A 22,160-nucleotide genomic window follows, 5' to 3' on the forward strand; every position below is an offset into this window, starting at 1 on the left:
GCTCAACACCATTTGTGATCCACCAAAGACTTCTTGTGCTCGATGAGGTACTCGAACTCATTGCGGAAGTGTTTGGTGAAGCTACGAACCGGGAACACAGCGGCATCGGCCAGGGCGCAGATGGTGCGGCCTGCCATGTTGTTGCCTACCGAGTCCAGCAACTCAAGATCGCCTGGGCGGCCTTCGCCGTTGGCAATGCGATGGATGACCTTGTACAGCCAGCCGGTGCCTTCACGGCACGGGGTGCACTGACCGCAAGATTCTTCGTGGTAGAAGTAAGCCAGACGCTCCAGCGCTTTTACCATGCAGACATCTTCGTTCATCACGATCACGGCCCCCGAACCCAGCATGGAGCCGGCTTTGGAGATGCTGTCGTAATCCATGGTCAGGCCCATCATCACGTCGCCTGGCAGTACCGGGGCAGACGAACCACCCGGGATCACCGCTTTCAGCTTCTTGCCGTCTTTCATGCCGCCAGCCATTTCCAGCAGGGTGGCAAACGGGGTGCCCAGCGGGATCTCGTAGTTACCCGGACGGTTTACGTGGCCGGAGATCGAGAACAGCTTGGTACCACCGTTATTCGGCTTGCCGGCTTCCAGGAATTTCTGGCCGCCGTCGCGAATGATGAACGGCACCGACGCAAACGATTCGGTGTTGTTGATGGTGGTTGGCTTGCCGTACAGGCCGAAGCTGGCCGGGAATGGCGGCTTGAAGCGTGGCTGGCCTTTTTTGCCTTCCAGCGATTCCAGCAGCGCGGTTTCCTCACCACAGATGTAGGCGCCATAACCGTGGTGGGCAAACAGGTCGAAGCTGAAGTCGGTGCCCAGGATTTTTTCACCCAGGAAACCGGCCTTGCGAGCCTCATCCAGCGCCTCTTCGAACAGCTCGTAGGCTTCGAAGATTTCACCGTGAATGTAGTTGTAACCGGCTTTGCAACCCATGGCGTAGCCGGCGATGATCATGCCTTCGATCAGCGCGTGCGGGTTGTACAGCAGAATGTCACGGTCCTTGAAAGTACCCGGTTCGCCTTCATCTGTATTGCAGACGACGTACTTGTCACCCGGGAAGGAACGTGGCATGAAGCTCCACTTCAGGCCGGTAGGGAAACCAGCGCCGCCGCGACCGCGAAGACCGGAGCTTTTCACCTCGGCAATCACGTCTTCCTGCGGCATATTGGCTTCCAGGATCTTTTTCAGCGCCTGGTAGCCACCACGAGCCATATAGGCATCGATGCGCCAGCAATCCGGGGCGTGGGTATCCACCCCCTCGAAAATCACACCATTGACGAAGACTGCCATTATTCCAACTCCGCCAGTTTTTTATCGATGGCTTCAGGGGTCATGAAGCTGCACATCTTGTGGTTGTTCAGCAGCAGTACCGGTGCATCACCACAAGCACCCATGCACTCCCCTTCCAGCAAGGTGTACTTGCCGTCGGCACTGGTTTCGCCCAGGGCGATACCCAGCTTGCCGGAGATGTACTGGGCAGCGTTCACGCCGCCTTGCAGCGCGCATGGCAGGTTGGTACAGACCGTGATCTTGTACTTGCCTACCGGCTTCATGTCGTACATGTTGTAGAACGTGGCGACTTCGTAAGCGGCTACCGGCGGAATGCCGATGTAGTTGGCCACGAACTCGATCACGTCGGCGTTCAGGCAACGCTCTTCTGGCGTTGCCCCCGTTTCGCGGCGTTCGGTCAGCGCAATGCGCAGCGCCGACATGGCCGCGGAACGGAATTGATCGGCTGGGTACTTGGCCAGTTCGCGATCAATCTTGGCTAGCGATTCTGCGGATAACATCAGCGGTCAATCTCCCCAAACACGATATCCTGAGTACCAATGATGGCCACCACGTCGGCAATCATGTGGCCACGCGACATTTCATCCAGGCTGGCCAGGTGGGCGTAGCCAGGGGCACGAATCTTCAGGCGGTATGGCTTGTTGGCGCCATCGGACACCAGATAGATACCGAACTCGCCTTTCGGATGCTCTACCGCAGCGTAAGCTTCGCCTTCCGGTACGTGCATGCCTTCGGTGAACAGCTTGAAGTGATGGATCAGTTCTTCCATATTCGACTTCATGCCTTCACGGCTAGGCGGTGCCACCTTGTGGTTGTCAGTAATGACCGGACCCGGGTTGGCTTTCAGCCACTTCACGCACTGCGCGATGATGCGGTTGGACTGGCGCATTTCTTCTACGCGCACCAGGTAACGGTCGTAGCAGTCGCCTGTTACGCCTACCGGCACGTCAAAGTCCATGCGGTCGTACACGTCGTATGGCTGGGTCTTGCGCAGATCCCACGCAATACCGGAACCACGCAACATCGGGCCAGTCATACCCAGGTTCTTGGCGCGTTCAGGCGTAACGATACCGATGTTTACGGTACGCTGTTTCCAGATACGGTTATCTGTCAGCAGGGTTTCGTAATCATCGATACAGGCCGGGAAGCGCTGGGTGAAATCTTCAATGAAATCGAGCATGGTGCCGGCACGGGTAGCGTTCAGGCGCGCGATTTCTTTGGCATTGCGGATTTTGGAAGCCTTGTACTGCGGCATGCTATCTGGCAGGTCGCGATACACACCGCCCGGACGGAAGTAGGCTGCGTGCAGACGGGCACCGGATACGGCTTCGTAGCAATCCATCAGGTCCTCACGCTCACGGAAAGCGTACAGGAACATGGTCATGGCACCGATATCGATGGAGTGCGCACCGATCCACAGCAAGTGGTTCAGTACGCGAGTGATCTCGGCAAACATGACACGAATGTACTGCGCACGCTCCGGCACCTCGATACCCATCAGTTTTTCGATGGCCAGGCAATAAGCGTGCTCGTTACACATCATGGACACGTAGTCCAGACGATCCATGTAAGGCAGGGACTGGATGAAGGTCTTGCTTTCAGCCAGTTTCTCGGTGCCGCGATGCAGCAGACCGATATGCGGGTCGGCACGCTGTACCACTTCACCATCCAGCTCCAGAACCAGGCGCAATACACCGTGCGCGGCCGGGTGCTGCGGGCCAAAGTTCAGCGTGTAGTTACGGATTTCAGCCACCGTAGTTCTCCTCGCGGACGATACGCGGCGTAATTTCGCGCGGCTCGATGGTTACAGGCTGGTAGATAACGCGCTGCTGGGCTGCGTCATAACGCATTTCCACATGGCCGGACACCGGGAAGTCCTTGCGGAACGGGTGGCCGACGAAACCGTAGTCGGTCAGCAAGCGGCGAAGGTCCGGGTGGCCTTCAAATACGATACCAAACAGGTCGAACGCTTCGCGCTCGAACCAGTTGGCCGCAGACCAGATGTCATTCACGCTAGGCACAACAGGAAAGCTGTCGTCCTCGGCAAAAATGCGCACGCGGATGCGGGTGTTATGCGTCAGGGAAAGCAGGTGGTAGACAACGGCAAAGCGCGGGCCATCTTGCGGCTCGTCTTTATAGGTGCTGTAGTCCATACCGCAGATATCGATGCACTGCTCGAACGACAACGCAGCGTTGTCACGCAGCGACGTCATCACAGAAAGCGTATCAGCGGATTTACAGACAATCGTCAGCTCGTCCAGCGCGATCTTGGCGCTAACCAGCTTTTCGCCGAGCACCTGTTCAACCGCCGACTTGAGCTCTTCCATTTTCAATGACATGGTTTTACCTCAGCGGGCGATGGTATTGGTACGCTTGATCTTGTTCTGCAGCTGAATGATGCCGTACAGCAGGGCTTCTGCAGTAGGAGGACAGCCTGGAACATAGACATCTACCGGCACGATGCGGTCGCAGCCGCGCACGACAGAATAAGAATAGTGGTAGTAGCCACCACCGTTGGCACAGGAACCCATGGAGATAACCCAGCGCGGCTCGGCCATCTGGTCGTAAACCTTGCGCAGGGCGGGTGCCATCTTGTTGCACAGGGTGCCGGCCACAATCATCAGGTCAGACTGACGCGGGCTTGGGCGGAATACGATACCGAAGCGGTCCAAGTCGTAGCGGGCTGCACCAGCGTGCATCATCTCTACGGCACAACAAGCCAGGCCGAACGTCATGGGCCACAGCGAGCCGGTACGCGTCCAGTTGATCAGCTTGTCAGCAGTGGTAGTGACAAAACCCTTTTCGAGAATGCCTTCTACTCCCATTCCAGCGCTCCTTTTTTCCACATGTAAATAAAGCCAAGTGTCAGAACGGTCAGGAATTCCAGCATGACGCCAAAGCCGTACACGCCCAATTCCTTAAATACGACCGCCCAAGGAACCAGAAATGCGACCTCGAGATCGAAAAGGATAAAAAGAATGGCTATCAGGTAATACCTGACATCAAACTTCATTCGTGCGTCTTCGAAGGCTTCAAAACCGCACTCATAAGGAGACAGTTTCTCAGGATCAGGTCTATTAGGTGCGAGCAACCAGCCCAGAACCAGCGGACCTACCCCGACCAAGAGGCCGACGACGACAAACAACAGAATGGGAAAGTAATTTTGCAGCATTTCCCGCACACCCCTAAAAGAAAGGAGGACAGACCCCCTTGACTCCAAACAAAACAGGCCACCGGAATCCCGGCGGCCTGTTTTTTGAATGTGGTGCCGACAGTGAGACTCGAACTCACACAGCCTACGGCCACTACCCCCTCAAGATAGCGTGTCTACCAATTTCACCATGTCGGCACAATTTTAACTTTTATTCCGGAATCACGCCGGAGGCATTACCCTTAGCAGCACCGCCCGGGATTTGCGATGTCGCTTTTTCGATGGTCGAATCCATTACACCAAGCTTGCTGTCGTTTGCGACATGCAAATAACTGATCAACATCAACATCGAAAAGAACACAGCAGCCGACACGGCGGTTGCCCTGCTCAGGAAATTAGCGGAACCGCTTGCACCAAAAAGACTTCCCGAAGAACCACCACCAAAGGCAGCTCCCATATCAGCCCCCTTGCCATGCTGCATCAAGACAAGGACGATAATTGCCAGCGCAGAAATCAAAAGCGCGACAAGTGCAAACGTATTCAAGAGTTCCATACTATATCAACTTTTTAGCAGCCTGGCAAATCTTGCCAAATCCGTTAACCTCGAGGGACGCACCACCAACCAAGGCGCCACCGACACTTGCCAGCGACAGGATTGCGTCCGCATTGTCTGCTTTGACGCTTCCGCCGTAGAGGACGCGAATACTATCAGACGCACCATAGCATTGCAACACGACATCCAGGATCTGCTTATGCACTTCGTCTATTTGTTCGATAGTTGCCACCTTGCCGGTACCAATGGCCCAGACCGGCTCGTACGCTACGACATAGTGCTGTCCATTTATAGCAGCCAAGGCTTCCAGTTGCTGAGCAATTACTGCCTCTACCTGTCCGGCCTCCCGCTGTGCCAGGGTCTCACCCACGCACAGCACCGGTACCATACCGGCGGCTACCACCGCCTGCAGCTTGGCAGACAGCGCGGCATTATCCTCGCCAAAATACTGCCGGCGCTCGGAATGGCCTACCAATACATAGCGACAGCCCAGATCAGCCAGCATGTCAGCACTGGTTTCGCCAGTAAACGCACCATCATGGGCAAAACGGCTGACATCCTGCGCCGCCACCGCCATCTGGCTACCTTGCAGCATAGTAGCCAGCTGTGAAAGATAGATGTCGGGGGCAGCAATACCCACACCGGCGCGATTGATGTCGGCATCGGCCAGCATGCCCGCCACCAGAGCCTGGTTGGCCGCAGTTCGCCCGTTCATCTTCCAGTTGCCAATTACCAGCTTGCTATTCATCGCGCCCTACCTTTGGTGAACCATTAAGAATGGGCGGATTATACCCGCGCCAACCCCACCGGCTGCAATGTGACGAACTGTAATATTTCTGAAATCACCAAGCATTACGATGCACTCCATCGAAACACGCCGTTAAACTTTGGAGCACGCAATGAAACACACTACCCGCCTGGTCGCCACTCTGGCTTTTTCCGGTTTTGTAGCAGGCCACGCGTTTGCGGCAGATATCACTGGCGCCGGCGCTACCTTCCCGTATCCGCTGTACGCCAAATGGGCCGAGGCTTACAAAGCCAAGACCAACAACAACATGAACTACCAGTCCATCGGTTCCGGTGGTGGTATCAAACAGATTCAATCGAAAACCGTGGATTTCGGCGCTTCCGACATGCCACTGAAACCGGAAGAGCTGGATAAAGCCGGCCTGACCCAGTTCCCGACCGTGATCGGTGGTGTAGTACCGGTCATCAACGTGCCAGGCATTGCTGCCGGCCAACTGAAACTGACCGGCCCGCTGCTGGCTGACATCTACCTGGGCAAAATTGCCAACTGGAACGATGCCGCTATCGCCAAGCTGAACCCGGGCGTCAAACTGCCAGACCAGAAAATCACCGTCGTACGCCGCTCTGACGGCTCCGGCACCACTTTCATCTTCACCAACTACCTGTCCAAGGTATCCCCGGAGTGGAACAGCACCGTCGGTGCCAACACTGCAGTGAAATGGACTGTCGGTGTCGGTGGTAAAGGCAACGAAGGCGTAGCCAACTATGTAACCCGCATCAAGGGTGCCATTGGCTACGTGGAATACGCCTACGCCAAACAGAACAAGATTGCCCACACCCAGATGCAGAATGCCTCCGGTGCTTACGTGAACCCGGATGACAGCACCTTCAAGGCCGCTGCGGCCAACGCTGACTGGGCTAAAGCGCCAGGCTTCTACCTGATTCTGACCAACCAGCCGGGCAAAGACACCTGGCCGCTGTCTGGCGCGACCTTCATCCTGATGCACAAGAAACAAGACAAACCAGCCCAGGGTACCGAATCGCTGAAATTCTTCGATTGGGCCTACAGCAACGGCGATGCCATTGCCACCCAACTGGACTACGTGCCAATGCCAGCTAATGTGAAAACTACCATTCGCAATAGCTGGAAACAGATCACCGACGCCTCCGGCGCCCCGATCTGGAAATAATGCCTGACAGGCATCAAGCAACGCAGGCCGGGGACCCGTTCCCGGCTTTTTGTCTGCAAGCGCTTAGAGATTTCCCATGGAAAATAATCAGTACTCAGCCCATCTGAAACGCCAGATGCTGCTTGACTCGGTCTTCCGGGTGGCAACCCGCTTCTTTGCCTTCCTGGTATTGGCCATGCTCATCGGCATCCTGATTTCGCTGCTGATCGGCGCCATGCCGAGCATTCGCCACTTCGGCTGGGGCTTTCTCACCAGCAGCGAGTGGGACCCGGTAACCGAACAGTTTGGCGCCGTGGTGCCCATCTTCGGCACCCTGGTCACCTCGTTTATTGCCCTGCTGATTGGCGTGCCCATCAGCTTTGGCATTGCCATCTTCCTGACCGAGCTGTGCCCACCGTTGCTGAAGCGCCCGCTGGGGATTGCGGTAGAGCTGCTGGCAGGTATCCCGTCCATCATTTACGGCATGTGGGGCCTGTTTGTGTTTGCCCCGCTGTTTGGTGAACACGTACAGCCATGGATCCTGGAAAACATGGGTGACCTGCCGCTGGTGGGCTTCCTGTTCCAGGGTGCGCCCATGGGTATCGGCATTTTCACCGCCGGCCTGATCCTGGCCATCATGGTGATACCGTTCATTGCCTCGGTGATGCGAGACGTGTTTGAAGTGGTGCCGCCGATGCTGAAAGAGTCTGCTTACGGCCTGGGTGGCACTACCTGGGAAGTCGTACGCTACGTGGTCCTGCCCTACACCAAAACCGGTGTGGTAGGCGGCATCATGCTGGGGCTGGGCCGTGCCCTGGGCGAAACCATGGCGGTGACCTTTGTTATCGGTAACTCGTCCATTTTCGCTACCGGCCTGTTTGAAGCCGGCAACTCCATTGCCTCCACGCTGGCGAACGAGTTTGCCGAGGCCAACGGTGAACTGTATCTGTCCTCGCTGATCCAGCTGGGCCTGATCCTGTTCTTTATTACCTTTGTCGTGCTGTCCTGCTCCAAGCTGCTGTTGCTGCAGCTGAAGAAGCAGGAAGGCCGCTCTTCCTGATCGGAACCCGTCATGAGCACCAGCCAAGCTATCGGCTCCGAGAAAGCGATCAAGGTTATGTCACAGTCTACACAACGCAATAACGCCATCTACGCACGTCGTCGCCTGGTCAACGGCTTCAACATGCTGGCCGCCACCCTGGCCATGGGCTTTGGCCTGTTCTGGCTGTTCTGGATTCTCTGGACACTGCTGCAACATGGCCTGTCCGGCCTGTCGACCGATGTCTTTACCCAGATCACCCCGCCGCCGGGCTCGGCTGGCGGCCTGGCCAACGCCATTGCCGGCTCGCTGCAGATGACCTTCTTTGGCATCCTGTTCGGCACCCCGATCGGCATTCTGGCCGGTATCTACCTGGCCGAATACGGCGAGCGCGGCTGGCTGGCGCCGGCAACCCGCTTCATCAACGACATTCTGCTGTCGGCCCCGTCCATCGTGATCGGCCTGTTCGTGTATGAAGTCTATGTGGTTAGCGTGGGCCACTTCTCTGGCTGGGCAGGCTCCATGGCTCTGGCGCTGCTGGTGATCCCGGTGGTGGTGCGTACTACCGAAAACATGCTGCGCCTGGTGCCCAATAGCCTGCGCGAAGCCGCCATTGCCCTGGGCGCACCGCAGTGGAAAGTCATCATGTACGTGACGCTGCGTGCCGCCAAGGCTGGCGTGATTACCGGCATCTTGCTGGCTGTAGCCCGTATTTCCGGTGAAACCGCGCCGCTGCTGTTCACTGCCCTGAACAACCAGTTCTGGAGCAATATGAACCAGCCGATGGCCAACCTGCCGATCGTGATCTTCCAGTTTGCCATGAGCCCGTACGAAGACTGGCACGCACTGGCTTGGGCTGGCGCCCTGCTGATTACCTTCAGCGTCCTTACCCTGAACATTCTGGCCCGCTGGTTTGCCAGCAAAAACAACTCTACTCATTAAGGCTTGACGACCATGACTACTAACGCCATCAAGCTCCAGGTCAAAAACCTGAACTTTTACTACGGCAAATTTCACGCGCTGAAGAATATCAACCTGGATATTCCCGCAGGCCAGGTCACTGCCTTTATCGGCCCGTCCGGCTGCGGCAAGTCTACCCTGCTGCGCACCTTCAACCGCATGTTCGAGCTGTACCCGGGCATGAGCGCAGAAGGCGAAATCATTCTGGATTCGCAAAACCTGCTGGCCAAGAGCGTGGACGTGAACATGCTGCGCGCCAAAGTGGGCATGGTGTTCCAGAAGCCGACGCCGTTCCCGATGTCCATCTACGACAACATTACTTTTGGCGTGAAGCTGTACGAGAGCCTGTCCAAAGCCGAAATGGACGACCGCGTAGAGTGGGCACTGCGCAAAGCGGCGCTGTGGAACGAAGTCAAAGACAAGCTCAAGCAAAGCGGTAACTCGCTGTCCGGCGGCCAGCAACAGCGCCTGTGTATCGCCCGCGCCGTAGCCACCCGCCCGGAAGTGCTGCTGCTGGACGAACCGACTTCGGCCCTGGACCCAATTTCTACCGGCCACATCGAAGAGCTGATCCACGAACTGAAGCAGGACTACACCATTGCCATCGTGACCCACAACATGCAGCAAGCGGCGCGTGTGTCCGACTACACTGCCTACATGTATCTGGGCGAGCTGGTGGAGTTTGGCGAAACAGACGGCATCTTCACCGCACCGAAGCGCAAGGAAACAGAAGACTACATCACCGGCAAATTTGGCTGATTATTACTGTTTTATTACAAAGCCCTTACGGCCTGCGCCGAAGGGCTTTTTTCCTTTTTAAAATCAACCAGCTACGACAAAAAATAATACGCCTTTGTCAAGCCCGAAAAGACAAATCTGACCGGATCTTGATAAGGCAAAAAAAGATTATTACAAACTCTTGACGTGTCATCTGCAAAGCCCAAGAATCCCGCCTTTCTGATAACGCACTGCACATCATCATGCTGGAACTCCTCTCGGGGCTCGACACTACGCTGGCAGTCACCCTGGTTCTCTCGGTGGCCTTTGTCCTGGCTTTTGAATTCATCAACGGTTTCCACGATACCGCCAATGCGGTAGCGACCGTTATCTACACCCAGTCCATGAAGCCGCAGACCGCCGTAATGCTGTCCGGTCTGTTCAACTTCCTGGGGGTGTTCTTTGGCGGTCTGGCCGTGGCTTACGCCATTGTTAACCTGATCCCCACCGACCTGCTGCTGAACATCAACTCTGCCCAAGGCATGGTGATGGTGTTTGCCCTGCTGACCTCCGCCATCCTGTGGAACCTGGGTACCTGGTACTTCGGCATCCCGGCGTCCAGCTCGCATACCCTGATTGGTGCCATTCTGGGTGTGGGCGTGGGCAATGCGCTGATCACCGGCGACTCGCTGTCCAACGGTATCAACTGGAGCAAGGCCATCGACGTGTTTGTGTCGCTGTTCATGTCGCCGCTGTTCGGTGCCGGCCTGGCAGGCCTGATGCTGTTTACCCTGCTGAAGCTGCGCCCGCTGTCCAATATTCACAAGTCTCCGTTCCAGCGCCAGCAGATCGAAGGCCGCAAACACCCGCCATTCTGGGCGCGCTTCATGCTGATCGTGTCGTCCATGGGCATGAGCTTTACCCACGGCTCCAACGACGGTCAGAAAGGTGTTGGCCTGGTGATGCTGGTACTGATTGCGCTGGCACCGGCCCACTTTGTGGTGAACCTGGACGCCGAGCCGATCCAGATCGAGCACACCAAGATTGCCGCCGTGCAGCTGAAAGAGCTGTACCAGCGCAACCAGGCCATCATCGATGCCAAATACCCGGCCAGCAACTCGCACAAGTGTGATGTTTCCAAGGTCATCGACGAAACCGGCGAGCTGCTGTCTGCTATTGGCGATGCCAAATCCTTCCAGCAGCTGCCAGAAGACAAGCGCTGGAACGTACGTACCCAGCTGATCTGCCTGGGCGATGCAGCCAAGAAAATCGGCAAGGTCGCCGGCATTAATGAAGTAGACCAGAAGCAGCTGAAAGGCATCCAGAAAGACCTGTCTGCCACCACCGAATACGCCCCGACCTGGGTGATCGTTGCCGTAGCACTGGCCATCGGCCTGGGTACCATGGTGGGCTGGAAACGTGTGGTGAACACCGTAGGTGCCAAGATCGGCAAGCAGGACATGACCTACGCGCAGGGCATGGCGGCACAAACCATGTCGGCAGTGTCCATTGGCCTGGCCAGCGCCATCGGCGCACCGGTATCCACCACGCAGATTCTGTCCAGCGCGGTAGCCGGTACCATGCTGGTGAACCGCTCCGGTGTACAGATGAGTACCGTGAAGACCATCCTCACGACTTGGGTGCTGACCCTGCCGGTGAGCATGGGCCTGGCCATTACCCTGTACTACTTTGGCGTGAAACTGTTCGTGTAAACACCCACTGCCATCATGCAAAAGGCTGCCAACCGGCAGCCTTTTTTCATGTCTACACGCCGGCCAGCTTGGCCGCCAGCGCCACTACGCTTTCAGAAAATGCGCCCTGCCCGCCAGCCAGCGCTGCAGATGCGCCTGAGCGTATTGCGGCCAACGTTGCAGCAGCTGCGGTGCCAGCTCGCGGGCGGCTTCCAGCAGCTCGATATCCACCTCCAGGTCGGCAAAACGCAGCATGGGCAGGCCGCTCTGGCGCGCCCCCAGAAACTCGCCGGGGCCGCGGATGTTCAAGTCCTGACGGGCGATCTCGAAACCGTCGGTGTTTTCATAAATCACCTTCAACCGCGCCTTGGCCAGCTCCGACAGCGGGGTATCAAACAGCAGCACGCAGGTGGACTTGGCCGCGCCGCGCCCTACCCTGCCGCGCAGCTGGTGCAGCTGGGCCAGGCCCATCCGCTCGGCGTGCTCGATCACCATCAGGCTGGCGTTGGGCACATCCACGCCCACCTCGATCACCGTGGTGGCCACCAGTAGCTGCAGCTCGTTGCGGATGAACTGCCCCATCACCTCGGCCTTCTCTGCGGCCTTCATGCGGCCGTGCACCAGGCCCACGCCCCATTGCGGCAGATCCTGCTGCAGCACCACGTGGGTATCCACCGCCGTTTGCAGCTGCAGGGTTTCCGACTCTTCGATCAGCGGGCACACCCAGTACACCTGGTTGCCCTCGCGGCAGGCTTTGTCCACAAAACGCACCACCTCGTCGCGGCGCTCGGCGCTGATCAGCTTGGTCACGATAGGCGTGCGCCCCGGCGGCAGCTCGTCAATCACCGACACATCCAGATCGGCGTAGAAGCTCATGGCCAGCGTGCGCGGTATCGGCGTGGCCGACATCATCAGCTGGTGCGGCTCGGCACCTTTTTGCTGCAACGCCAGGCGCTGGCCCACGCCAAAGCGGTGCTGTTCATCGACAATCACCAACCCCAAGCGGTCGAACGCCACATCGTCCTGGAACAGCGCATGGGTACCTACCGCCAGTCGCGCCTCGCCGCTGGCAATCTTGGCCGCCATCTCCCCACGTGCTTTCTTGCGCAGGCTGCCGGATAGCCACGCCACATTGATGCCCAGTGGTGCCAGCCATGCGGCCAACTTCACGTAGTGCTGCTCGGCCAGGATCTCGGTGGGCGCCATCAGCGCTACCTGAAACCCCGCCTCGATCGCCGCCAGCGCAGCCATGGCGGCCACAATGGTCTTGCCGCTGCCCACGTCGCCTTGCAGCAGGCGGTTCATCGGGTGCGGCTGCGCCAGGTCGGCCACGATCTCGCCCAGCACTTTTTGCTGCGCGCCGGTCAGCGCAAATGGCAGGTTGGCCGCCAGCTGCGTACGCAGGCTACCGTCACCCTGAATCACCGGCGCGCTGCCCTCGCGCCGTGCGCGGTAGGCCAGGCGCATGGACAGCTGCTGTGCCAGCAGCTCGTCAAATTTCAACCGCTGCCAGGCCGGCAGGTTGCCGTCGGTCAGCTGGGTAGCGGAATACTCCGGCCCGGGGCGGTGCAGCAGGTGAACGGCGTCGGCCAGCGGCATCAGCCCCAGGCGGCGACGCACTTCGTCGGGCAGGGTTTCGGGGATGGGCTGCGCCTTGAGTTCGGCGTGGATCAGCCGCCGCAGCACCGGCTGCGACAGGCCATTGACCGTGGGGTAGACCGGCGTAAGGCTGTCGGCCAGCGGGTCGCCCTCGTGCACCTCGCGCAGCTTGGGGTGCACCATCTCGTCGCCAAAGAACCCGCGCCGCACCTCGCCCAACGCACGCACGCGGCGGCCTTTGGCCAGCGCCTGCTGGGTATTGGGGTAGAAGTGGATGAAGCGCAGCACCAGCTTGCCGCTTTTGTCTTCGATTTGCGCCACCAGCTGGCGGCGCGGGCGGAACTGCACCTCGCAGTGGGTCACCTCGCCCTCCACCAGTACCGCCTGGCCGTACGGCGCCTGCTGTATGGGGTAGAGGTGGGTTTCATCCTCGTAGCGCAGCGGCAGGTGCAGCACCAGGTCGAAACGGCGGGTCAGGCCCAGCTTTTCCAGCCTTTTGGCGGTGGCGGCGGCCGCCACGATGGGCTGGCTGGCGATGTCGACGGTAGCGTTCATGCTGCGATTGTACCCAATGCAAAACGGGATGGCACAAGCCATCCCGCTTCGATAACAACCCGGCCGCTAGCCAGCCGCCAGGCTAAGGCTGCGCAGCGCGCTTACTGGCGTTCCCAAGTCTGGGTACGGCCCAGCAGTGCCACGCCCAGGAAGCCACGTACTTCCAGCTTTTTGCCTGCATCGGCCAGCTTGGCTTTGGCGCTGTAGACCTTGCCCGATTTCGGGTCCAGGATCTTGCCGCCTTCCCAGCCGTCACCATCTTTTTTCAGTCCGGTGAGGATGGTCATGCCCACGACCGGCTTGCCTTTCAATGCGCCTTCGCACTTGTCGCAGACCGCATCGGGGTTGGCAAACAGTTTGATGATCTTGCCACTTAGCTCGCCATTGGCCGCTTCGGTGATTTCCACCAGCGCCTTGGCTTGCTTGGTTTCGTCATCGATGGTTTTCCAGGTACCACCCGCGCCGGCGGCCAGCGCCAGGCTGCTGCACAGGGTCAGGGCGGTGACTGCGGCCAGTTTTGCAAATGTCTTCATCTGTACTCCCTCGTATTGTGTTTTGGGCGTCCGGCACCCCTCATGCCATCAAACGCCTGTTTCGAGCTACGGCTCTAGCCGTAGCGCAGAAAGCTATCAGCGCACCGGGGCAGCGTCAATGGCTGGCCGGCCAGCGGTGGCCGCCACGGGCGTATTCGCAACGCCGGGGTCGCGGCAAAAGACAAAAAGGCAGCCGCGGCTGCCTTTATTGTGGGAAACACCTGGCCTTAGGGCAAGGTGAATACCCCGTCGGCCACCGCTTGTACTTTGCCGCCTACCTGCACACTGCCATCGGCCGCCACGTCCAGATACAGCACATTGGGGCGCGCAATGGCAGCACCCTGCTCGATGCGCCACGACAGCGGCGCCAGGCCGTTCAGCGCGCACCAGCCGCCCAGGTTGGCGCAGGCGCTGCCGGTACCCGGGTCTTCGATCACGCTACCCTGCTGTTCAAAGAACAGCCGCACCGTGGCCACGCCGTCGGCCTGGTACCACAGGTAAGCCACGCTACGGCCAGGGCGCAGCGTGGCGTGGCGCGTAAACAGGGCATGGTCCGGGCGGGCACGCAGCACTGCGTCGCGGCTGGCCAGGCGGATCAGCATTTGCTCGCTGCCGGCATTCACCCACACCGGCGCTAGAGCAATGTCGGCCTCGTCCAGCCCCAGCATGGCGGCGGCGTCGGCGCGGCCAACGTTGGCCGCACGCTGCGTGGCAGCCACGGCAGTCAGGCGGAACACACCATCGTTGAGTGTGATCGGAATCAGCCCGGCCTGCGTACGCAGCGTAAAGGCGTCGCCCGGCTGGCGCAGCGCGTGCAGCACCGCTGCGCTACCAATCGTGGGGTGGCCGGCAAACGGCAGCTCGTAGCTGGGGGTGAAGATGCGCAAGCTGGCCAGCGCGGCATCGTCGCCGGGGTGGATGAACACCGTCTCGGACAGGTTGAACTGCCGTGCAATCAGCTGCATGTCGGCATCGGACAGGCCCGTGGCATCGGTAAACACCGCCAGCGGGTTGCCGCCAAAGCGGCTTTCGGCAAACACATTCACGATCTGGTAAGGGTAAAGCTGGCGCATGCGGGGCTCCTTGGGGCTGGCGTTGGCCTGCGACACGGCAGGCAAACGGGGCGCAAACTGGTCAGCCACCATTAGGCCATGCTGGTAACAGCTGCATAAAGCGGGCGCAGGTAAACAGATTGTTTTTACCAGGCTGACAATGGTGACAGTTGACAGCTTTTGGATACAGGATTCTGTCACCAATAAAAATTTGCTACACTGCGCGCGCTGTTGCTTGTACGGCGTTACCCGTTTGATTGTTCTGCAGTTTTGAATCGTCTTGGAGGTTGGCCGCAAGCCAGCCCGGCGCGCCCGCAGGCATGCCAGATACCTATAACGACAGAACCGTGGAACCCCTATGCAGCAGAACCCTACCCTGATCCACCGCATCATGAACGGCAGCATCGTGCTGCAGATCGTGATCGGTTTGCTGGCCGGTATTGCCGTGGCCAGCGTTGCCCCCGATACCGCCAAATCGCTGACCTTCCTGGGCAGCCTGTTCGTCAAAGGCCTGAAGGCCGTGGCACCGGTGCTGGTATTCGTGCTGGTGGCCAGCGCCATTGCCAATAAAAAGCAGGGCGTGCAAACCAATATGCGCCCGGTACTCACCCTGTACCTGCTGGGCACCTTCCTGGCCGCCGTTACCGGCGTGTTGGCCAGCTTTGCCTTCCCCTCCACGCTGCAACTGGTGGCTGCCGCGACCGGCACCACGCCGCCAGGCGGTATTGGCCAGGTGCTGAATAACCTGGTATTCCAGATTGTGGATAACCCGATCAACGCCATCGCTACCGGCAACTATATCGGCATCCTCACCTGGGCCGTCGCGCTGGGCATGGCACTGCATCACGCCAGCGACAGCACCAAAACCCTGCTGAACGAGTTGGCCGATGGCGTGTCGCGCATCGTGGGCGTGATCATCCGCTTTGCCCCGATCGGCGTATTCGGCCTGGTAGCCGAAGCGGTAGCCACCACCGGCCTGTCGGCGCTGCTGGGTTACAGCAAGCTGCTGCTGGTACTGGTGGGCGCCATGCTGTTCATCGCGCTGGTGGTGAACCCGCTGATCGTCGGCCTGACCATCCGCCGCAACCCGTTCCCGTTGGTCTTCACCTGCCTGCGCGAAAGCGGCGTCACCGCCTTCTTCACTCGCAGCTCGGCGGCCAACATCCCGGTGAACATGAACTTGTGCAAGAAACTGGGCCTGAATGAAGACACCTACGCCGTGTCCATCCCGCTGGGTGCCACCATCAATATGGCCGGTGCTGCCATCACCATCTCGGTACTGAGCCTGGCCGCCGTGCATACACTGGGTATCCATGTCGATGTGCCCACCGCCCTGTTGCTGTCGGTGCTGTCCACCGTCGCCGCTTGCGGCGCCTCCGGCGTAGCTGGCGGCTCGCTGCTGCTGATCCCCATGGCGTGCAGCCTGTTCGGCATCAGCAACGACGTGGCCATGCAAGTGGTCGCCGTCGGCTTCATCATCGGCGTGGTACAGGATTCGGCCGAAACCGCACTGAACAGCTCCACCGACGTGCTGTTCACCGCCGCCGCCTGCATCGCCGCCGGCGACGTGCACGCAGATGCGCCACAGCTGGCACGCCAGAACGGCTGATCGTTTTTATTGGCCATACAGCCAGCAAGCCAAAGCCCGCTCGAATGAGCGGGCTTTTTTGTGGGTAACGCGGGCAAGCGGTGCAAGGTTGGTCGCATTTAATTTTGTCGTGCGACAACATGAAAGGTCTGGAATCCGCTTCGCGGATAATAATTACAGCCGGTTCCGCCCGGCTGACGGGAAGGGGGCGGGTCGCCGCCCCCTTTCATCCCCCCTCGCCCCCGCGGTCCGCGAAACCCCGGCAAAAAGCCCACCGCAAGGCGCTGCCGAACTCGCCCTACGCTAACGGCTCCGGGCTCAAACAAATCGGCTGCTTAAAACCTTGCGGTGGGCTTTTTACCGGCGCTCCCCAAGGGGGCACAGGGTCGCTGCACAAGGTTGGCCGCAGTAAAGCAAATGTTTACGGCCAAGCTTTTAAGACTACAAAAGCATTCAAGGCCCAAAGCACACAAACTAGTCAATTAATAGAACCGCACCGATGCCACCCTGCCCCGTTGGCGCGAGCCGGGCCAAACGGTTTGCCCCAGGTTTTAAGACGCCGATTTGTTTGAGTTCCGAGCCGCTAGCGAGGGACGAGTTCGGCGGCGCCTGGGGCGGGCCGTTTGGCACGGGGTTTCGAGCAGCCCCGGGTCGCCTTTTTTTTGGGTACTTTCTTTTGGCGACGCAAAAGAAAGTACCCCGCCGCCGCGCGGACAGCGGCATGTTCATCTGCCGCGCAGCGGCACCACAAAACAAAAAGGTTGGCCGCGATGCGGTGAAGATCCATGATAAACGCGGGACTTTATTCCAGCCCATCGTGACATTTAGAATACTGGATCATTAGCAGCTGCAGGTCTCCCATTGCTTAACGATAACCCTGTATAACAACTCTCCACACTACAGCTTGCTATAGTACTCCAGCCTTTGCCATCAAGAGACAGTCTTAGCTCATTTTCATTGCCAGACAACCTGACACCAGAAAAAAGCATTTCGACCCGCTCTATTACAATTGCTGATGGAGGCTGCAATCTAATTCTTAAACAAACATCTCCCTTCCCGCTCCTAGCAGTTATCAGAGGACCTACACACTCAATATCCCAAGTATCAGAGTTGAGTGCAAACTCATTCTCTTTTATCCAAATCACCTCCTTACCGCACCCATCGGTTAACAGACCCGCCAACCGCATTGGCATGCCCAATGACACCGGGGGCAATATGGACAAAATGGGATATTCATTAATTACAATAATATTTTTGCAGTCAAAAAATCTTGAGCCAGCAAAAAATACTTCTATTGGCTTATCCCAAAAATCAAAAAACTGATTAGAGAATCCTTTCTGCAGGCATTTTGGATTTTTATTTGCTTTGGCAACAGTATATGCGGATAGTCGTCCTCGTGCTCTATCTTGATTACACTGAGAACACAACAAAGTCATACCTTCAGGATTATGCTCCTTAGCATGTTTGAACTCAGGATCAAAATGCTCATAGTCATAAAATGCTGTTCCACATATAACACAACCAAAACCACAGCGCTGTCTAATCATTTGTTTTATATCACTTGGAATATAACGACCAAGGCCATATTGATTAACTGTACCAGCCATTGTGCTTATCACCTCCAAATGTATATTCAGCTTTTTATCCACCGTGACACTACAACATAAATGCACTGAAAGCCGTTAATTTCCATCAATATCAGGCAGCGTACTCGCCAATTACCATCATGTCAAAACCATAATGACTCCGCCCTGCGGCCAACCCCACCTCCACTAGCGCAAACAAAAAGCGGCCCGCAGGCCGCTTTTTGTTTGTCACCACGAGGTAAAAGCTTACTCGCCCAGCACCATCACGGCGTCGGCTTCTACCTGTACGCCTTTAGGCAGGCTGGCCACCCCGATGGCGGCGCGGGCCGGGAACGGCTGGCTGAAGTACTGGCCCATGATTTCGTTGAAAGTGCCAAAGTTGGACAGGTCGGTCAGGAAGGCATTCAGCTTCACGATCTGGTCCAGGCTGCCGCCGGCGGCTTCGCACACGGCTTGCAGGTTTTTGAACATCTGGTGGGTTTCAGCAGCAAAACCGCCTTCCACCACGGTCATGGTGGCCGGGTCCAGCGGGATCTGGCCGGACAGGTACACGGTGTTGCCGGCTTTCACGGCTTGCGAGTAGGCGCCGATTGCGGCCGGGGCTTTATCGGTATGGATGATTTCTTTTGCCATCAGACTTCTCCTTCTTCATGCAGGAACAGGGTTAACAGTTCGTTCAGAAAGCGCTGGCCCTTCAGCGTGGGGCGGATGTGGGTAAGGTCCTGTTCGATCAGACCCTCGGCCAGTGCTTGCTGCAATTGTGATTGGATACAGGATACCGGCAAACCGGTGCGCTCGGTGAACAGTCTGCTTTCAAAGCCGCCAGTGAGGCGTAGCAGGTTCATCATGAACTCGAACGGCAGGTCTTTGCGGCCAACCTTGTTACGGGTGTGCACCGGCTGGCCGTCGGCTACCGCCTGGATATAGGCCGCCGGCTGCTTGTAGCGCATCTCGCGCACGATGCCGTCGTGGGCGCTGATCTTGCCGTGCGCACCGGCACCGATGCCGACGTAGTCGCCAAACTGCCAGTAGTTGACGTTGTGGCGCGCAAAGCGGCCGGGCTTGCCGAAGGCCGACGTTTCGTAGTGCACGTAGCCGGCGGCCTCCAGCCGCGCCTCGATGGCCTCTTGCATATCGGCCGACAGGTCGTCGTCCGGCAGGTTGGCCGGCAGCTGCACGGCAAACAGGGTGTTGGGCTCGATGGTGAGGTGGTAGGCCGAGATGTGGCTCACGCCGTAGCCGATGGCGGTATCGATGTCGGCCAGCGCCTGCGCCAGCGTTTGCTGCGGCAGCGCGTACATCAGGTCCAGGTTCACGTTATCGAAGTGCGTCAGCGCGATCTCTACCGCGCGGCGGGCTTCGTCGCCGTCGTGGATGCGGCCCAGCGCTTTGAGGTGGCCGGGGTCAAAGCTCTGGATACCGATGGACAGGCGGTTTATGCCCGCCGCGCGGTAGCCGGCAAAGCGTTCCAGCTCGAAGGTGCCTGGGTTGGCCTCCATGGTGATTTCGGCGTCCGGGTGGATACGCGCACGGGCGCGCAGACCGGACAGCAGCGCGTCCATGGCCTGCGGGCTGAACAGGCTGGGGGTGCCGCCACCCATAAAGATAGTGGTGATGGGGCGGCCCCAGATGGCGGGCAGGCTCAGCTCGAAGTCGCGCAGCAGCGTGTCCACGTAGGCCATCTCGTCAAAGCCCTGCCCTATGCCGTTGCGGCCAACGTTGGCCGCGTCATGGATGGCGATGCTGCCGTCCTGCGGCTTGAACTCGTGCGAGTTGAAGTCGCAGTACGGGCATTTCTTTACGCACCAGGGGAAGTGGATGTAGAGCGACAGCGGCGGCAGCTCTTTGAGGCCGCCTTTGAGCGCAGACAGATCGATCACGCTCATGCCAGTTGCGCCTGCAGCTTGGCCAGCAGCGCCTGCATGGCCTGGCCACGGTGGCTGATGGCGTTCTTGGCGTCGGCCGGCAGGTCCGCCACGGTGCAGCCGTGCGAGGGCAGCCAGAAGTGCGGGTCGTAACCAAAGCCGCCGTTGCCGGACGGGGTGTCCACCACCTCACCGTACCAGGCGCCGTCTACCACCAGCGGCTGCGGGTCGTCGGCGTGGCGTACCAACACCAGCACGCAGTAGTAATAGGCGCGACGGTTGTCTTTACCCTGCAGTTTTTCTACCAGCTTGGCGTTATTGCGCTCGTCCGATTTGGGCTCGCCAGCGTAGCGCGCCGACAGCACGCCGGGCTTGCCGCCCAGTGCTTCCACGCAGATGCCGCTATCGTCGGCCAGTGCCGGCAGGCCGGTCACATGGCTGGCGTGGCGGGCTTTTTCCAGCGCGTTTTCCAGAAAGGTATAGTGCGGCTCGGGGCATTCGGGCACGTTCAGACGGCCCTGCGGAATGACCTCGATGCCCAGCGGGGCCAGCAGGGCAGCAAATTCTTTGAGCTTGCCGGCATTATTGCTGGCCAGTACCAGTTTATTGATCATGCTTTGCTCCGGGGCGGGTACTGCGGCCAACCTTGCTGTTGGCAGGGGTACTCGCCATAAAACCCAAAAGCCCGGCAAGCCGGGCGCAGATTGATGCCCCACCCTGATTGCCGGGCAAACAGGGGGGGACTTGTAAACAGGAAGGCTGCGAACTCAGGTACGTTGCGGTGCGGCCCGGCGGTGCCGGGTCCGGCAAGACCTGGATTGGCACCTTGTCGGCAGCCTGGGCCCGGCGAACCGGGCACGGGATGACAGGGCTATCTTACAAGGACTGCGTGACAGTTCAACCGTGCGTGGCCAGCAGCGCGCGGATCAGCAGGCTTTCGTCGGCGTCTTTCAGCTCTTTGGCGTCGGACAGCATGCGGCGCCACTGGCGGCCACCGGGCTCGCCGTGGAACAGGCCCAGCACGTGGCGGGCGATGTGGCGCACGCTGCTGCCGTCTTGCAAGCGGTCGGCAATATAAGGCAACAGCGCTTCCACCACCTTGCCGCGCGACGGCACGTCGTGGGCATCGCCGTAGAACTGCGCGTCCCAGGCGGCCATCAGGTAGGGGTTGTGGTAGGCCTCGCGGCCAACCATTACGCCGTCTACGTGCTGCAGGTGGCCGGCAATCTCGGCGTTGGTCTTGATGCCGCCGTTGATCAGGATCTCCAGGTCGGGGCGCTCCTGCTTCAGGCGGTACACGTAGTCGTATTTCAGCGGCGGGATCTCGCGGTTTTCCTTGGGGCTGAGGCCCTTCAGGATGGCGTTGCGCGCGTGCACGATGAAGGTACGGCAGCCGGCGTCGGCCACGGTATCGACAAACGCCCGCATCATGTCGTAGCTGTCGATGTCATCAATACCAATGCGGTGCTTGACGGTAACATCGATGTCCACCGCGTCGCGCATGGCCTTCACGCAGTCGGCCACCAGCTGTGGCTCGGCCATCAGGCAGGCGCCAAATGCACCCTTCTGCACCCGCTCCGACGGGCAGCCCACGTTCAGGTTGACCTCGTCATAGCCCCATTCCTGTGCCAGACGGGCGCAGCGCGCCAGCTCGTCCGGCTCGCTGCCGCCCAGTTGCAGTGCGATGGGGTGCTCGGCCTCGTGGTAACGCAGGTGGCGGCCCACGTCGCCGTACAGCAGCGCGCCGGTGGTCACCATCTCGGTATACAACCAGGTATGGCGGGTAATCAGGCGGGCAAAGTAGCGGTAGTGGCGGTCAGTCCAGTCCAACATCGGGGCAACGGACAGGGTGCGCGGCGGCAGGGCTTTGGGTGCTGCGGTCATCAATAAGGCGGCGGGGCCGTAAGCATTTGAAAAGAGTGCGGATTATCCGGCCCGGGCCGGGGAAGGTCAACCATGGCCAGCGCGCCTTCACATGGCGTGCCAGCGCACGGCAACATCTTGCTACAGTCACGCCGCTACTGGTGTCTTGCCGCCACCAGGGGGGCAGAGGATAC

22 protein-coding genes and 1 tRNA gene are annotated in these 22,160 nt (G+C 59.1%); 6 read left to right on the forward strand and 17 right to left on the reverse strand.

What is annotated here, in order from left to right:
* Window positions 1-2 precede the first annotated feature (2 nt).
* The 9 genes from nuoF to tpiA all read right to left on the reverse strand — a co-directional run bounded on the left by nuoF (window position 3) and on the right by tpiA (window position 5,750).
* Window positions 3-1,298, reverse strand: coding sequence for an NADH-quinone oxidoreductase subunit NuoF (gene nuoF / locus ACZ9XP_RS11940; RefSeq protein ID WP_147689014.1), 1,296 nt, complete (start codon window positions 1,296-1,298; stop codon window positions 3-5).
* Window positions 1,298-1,798: an NADH-quinone oxidoreductase subunit NuoE gene (gene nuoE, locus ACZ9XP_RS11945; RefSeq protein WP_017509627.1), complete on the reverse strand. Its 501-nt coding sequence runs from the start codon at window positions 1,796-1,798 to the stop codon at window positions 1,298-1,300. The genes nuoF and nuoE overlap by 1 nt, the downstream gene beginning before the upstream one ends.
* Complete coding sequence (locus ACZ9XP_RS11950) at window positions 1,798-3,051, reverse strand: NADH-quinone oxidoreductase subunit D (RefSeq protein ID WP_147689015.1); 1,254 nt, start codon at window positions 3,049-3,051, stop codon at window positions 1,798-1,800. Before ACZ9XP_RS11950 ends, nuoE begins: the two co-directional genes overlap by 1 nt.
* Window positions 3,044-3,637, reverse strand: coding sequence for an NADH-quinone oxidoreductase subunit C (locus ACZ9XP_RS11955; protein ID WP_147689016.1), 594 nt, complete (start codon window positions 3,635-3,637; stop codon window positions 3,044-3,046). Before ACZ9XP_RS11955 ends, ACZ9XP_RS11950 begins: the two co-directional genes overlap by 8 nt.
* 9 nt (window positions 3,638-3,646) lie before the next feature.
* Window positions 3,647-4,123 (reverse strand): NuoB/complex I 20 kDa subunit family protein, encoded by a 477-nt coding sequence (locus tag ACZ9XP_RS11960; RefSeq protein WP_017509630.1) that lies wholly within the window; start codon window positions 4,121-4,123, stop codon window positions 3,647-3,649.
* On the reverse strand, window positions 4,114-4,470 hold the full coding sequence (ndhC, locus tag ACZ9XP_RS11965) for an NADH-quinone oxidoreductase subunit A (RefSeq protein WP_017509631.1): 357 nt from the start codon (window positions 4,468-4,470) through the stop codon (window positions 4,114-4,116). Before ndhC ends, ACZ9XP_RS11960 begins: the two co-directional genes overlap by 10 nt.
* 91 nt (window positions 4,471-4,561) lie before the next feature.
* Window positions 4,562-4,647 (reverse strand) — tRNA-Leu (locus ACZ9XP_RS11970).
* Between the two features lie 13 nt (window positions 4,648-4,660).
* Window positions 4,661-5,002, reverse strand: coding sequence for a preprotein translocase subunit SecG (gene secG / locus ACZ9XP_RS11975; RefSeq protein ID WP_465188502.1), 342 nt, complete (start codon window positions 5,000-5,002; stop codon window positions 4,661-4,663).
* A 1-nt stretch (window position 5,003) separates the two neighbouring features.
* On the reverse strand, window positions 5,004-5,750 hold the full coding sequence (gene tpiA, locus ACZ9XP_RS11980; protein ID WP_147689018.1) for a triose-phosphate isomerase: 747 nt from the start codon (window positions 5,748-5,750) through the stop codon (window positions 5,004-5,006).
* Window positions 5,751-5,901: 151 nt separating this feature from the next.
* Between tpiA and pstS the strand changes: the two genes are divergently transcribed.
* From pstS to ACZ9XP_RS12005, 5 genes are all read left to right on the forward strand, one after another.
* Window positions 5,902-6,939: a phosphate ABC transporter substrate-binding protein PstS gene (gene pstS / locus ACZ9XP_RS11985; RefSeq protein ID WP_147689019.1), complete on the forward strand. Its 1,038-nt coding sequence runs from the start codon at window positions 5,902-5,904 to the stop codon at window positions 6,937-6,939.
* Between the two features lie 76 nt (window positions 6,940-7,015).
* Window positions 7,016-7,978: a phosphate ABC transporter permease subunit PstC gene (pstC, locus tag ACZ9XP_RS11990; protein WP_147689020.1), complete on the forward strand. Its 963-nt coding sequence runs from the start codon at window positions 7,016-7,018 to the stop codon at window positions 7,976-7,978.
* Window positions 7,979-8,035: 57 nt separating this feature from the next.
* Window positions 8,036-8,899: a phosphate ABC transporter permease PstA gene (pstA, locus tag ACZ9XP_RS11995; RefSeq protein WP_147689063.1), complete on the forward strand. Its 864-nt coding sequence runs from the start codon at window positions 8,036-8,038 to the stop codon at window positions 8,897-8,899.
* Window positions 8,900-8,911: 12 nt separating this feature from the next.
* Window positions 8,912-9,676 carry a phosphate ABC transporter ATP-binding protein PstB gene (pstB, locus tag ACZ9XP_RS12000; RefSeq protein WP_017509637.1) on the forward strand — a complete coding sequence of 255 codons (765 nt, stop codon included), beginning with the start codon at window positions 8,912-8,914 and terminating at the stop codon, window positions 9,674-9,676.
* Between the two features lie 221 nt (window positions 9,677-9,897).
* Entirely contained in the window at window positions 9,898-11,346 is a 1,449-nt protein-coding gene (locus ACZ9XP_RS12005; RefSeq protein WP_147689021.1) for an inorganic phosphate transporter, read from the forward strand.
* Window positions 11,347-11,430: 84 nt separating this feature from the next.
* On the opposite strand, the gene recG is transcribed toward ACZ9XP_RS12005, so the two are convergent.
* The 3 genes from recG to ACZ9XP_RS12020 form a co-directional block, all read right to left on the reverse strand.
* Window positions 11,431-13,479, reverse strand: coding sequence for an ATP-dependent DNA helicase RecG (recG, locus tag ACZ9XP_RS12010; protein ID WP_465188503.1), 2,049 nt, complete (start codon window positions 13,477-13,479; stop codon window positions 11,431-11,433).
* 101 nt (window positions 13,480-13,580) lie between these two features.
* Entirely contained in the window at window positions 13,581-14,012 is a 432-nt protein-coding gene (locus tag ACZ9XP_RS12015) for a DUF2147 domain-containing protein (RefSeq protein ID WP_147689023.1), read from the reverse strand.
* Window positions 14,013-14,239: 227 nt separating this feature from the next.
* On the reverse strand, window positions 14,240-15,085 hold the full coding sequence (locus tag ACZ9XP_RS12020; protein WP_147689024.1) for a PhzF family phenazine biosynthesis protein: 846 nt from the start codon (window positions 15,083-15,085) through the stop codon (window positions 14,240-14,242).
* A 337-nt stretch (window positions 15,086-15,422) separates the two neighbouring features.
* Here ACZ9XP_RS12020 and sstT point away from each other — a divergent pair, with 337 nt between their 5' ends.
* Window positions 15,423-16,673 carry a serine/threonine transporter SstT gene (sstT, locus tag ACZ9XP_RS12025; RefSeq protein ID WP_147689025.1) on the forward strand — a complete coding sequence of 417 codons (1,251 nt, stop codon included), beginning with the start codon at window positions 15,423-15,425 and terminating at the stop codon, window positions 16,671-16,673.
* 803 nt (window positions 16,674-17,476) lie between these two features.
* On the opposite strand, the gene ACZ9XP_RS12030 is transcribed toward sstT, so the two are convergent.
* The 5 genes from ACZ9XP_RS12030 to dusA all read right to left on the reverse strand — a co-directional run bounded on the left by ACZ9XP_RS12030 (window position 17,477) and on the right by dusA (window position 21,987).
* The gene (locus tag ACZ9XP_RS12030) at window positions 17,477-18,259 is read right to left on the reverse strand and encodes a hypothetical protein (protein WP_465188504.1); all 783 of its coding nucleotides are present in this window, start codon (window positions 18,257-18,259) and stop codon (window positions 17,477-17,479) included.
* A 225-nt stretch (window positions 18,260-18,484) separates the two neighbouring features.
* Window positions 18,485-18,871, reverse strand: a complete 387-nt coding sequence (locus tag ACZ9XP_RS12035) for a RidA family protein (protein WP_017509644.1) — start codon at window positions 18,869-18,871, stop codon at window positions 18,485-18,487.
* The gene (gene hemW, locus ACZ9XP_RS12040; protein WP_147689026.1) at window positions 18,871-20,124 is read right to left on the reverse strand and encodes a radical SAM family heme chaperone HemW; all 1,254 of its coding nucleotides are present in this window, start codon (window positions 20,122-20,124) and stop codon (window positions 18,871-18,873) included. Before hemW ends, ACZ9XP_RS12035 begins: the two co-directional genes overlap by 1 nt.
* Complete coding sequence (rdgB, locus tag ACZ9XP_RS12045) at window positions 20,121-20,717, reverse strand: RdgB/HAM1 family non-canonical purine NTP pyrophosphatase (protein WP_026108092.1); 597 nt, start codon at window positions 20,715-20,717, stop codon at window positions 20,121-20,123. Before rdgB ends, hemW begins: the two co-directional genes overlap by 4 nt.
* A gap of 283 nt (window positions 20,718-21,000) precedes the next feature.
* Window positions 21,001-21,987: a tRNA dihydrouridine(20/20a) synthase DusA gene (gene dusA / locus ACZ9XP_RS12050; RefSeq protein WP_147689027.1), complete on the reverse strand. Its 987-nt coding sequence runs from the start codon at window positions 21,985-21,987 to the stop codon at window positions 21,001-21,003.
* Window positions 21,988-22,160: the final 173 nt, after the last annotated feature.

The sequence above is a fragment of the Vogesella perlucida genome (assembly GCF_979366545.1).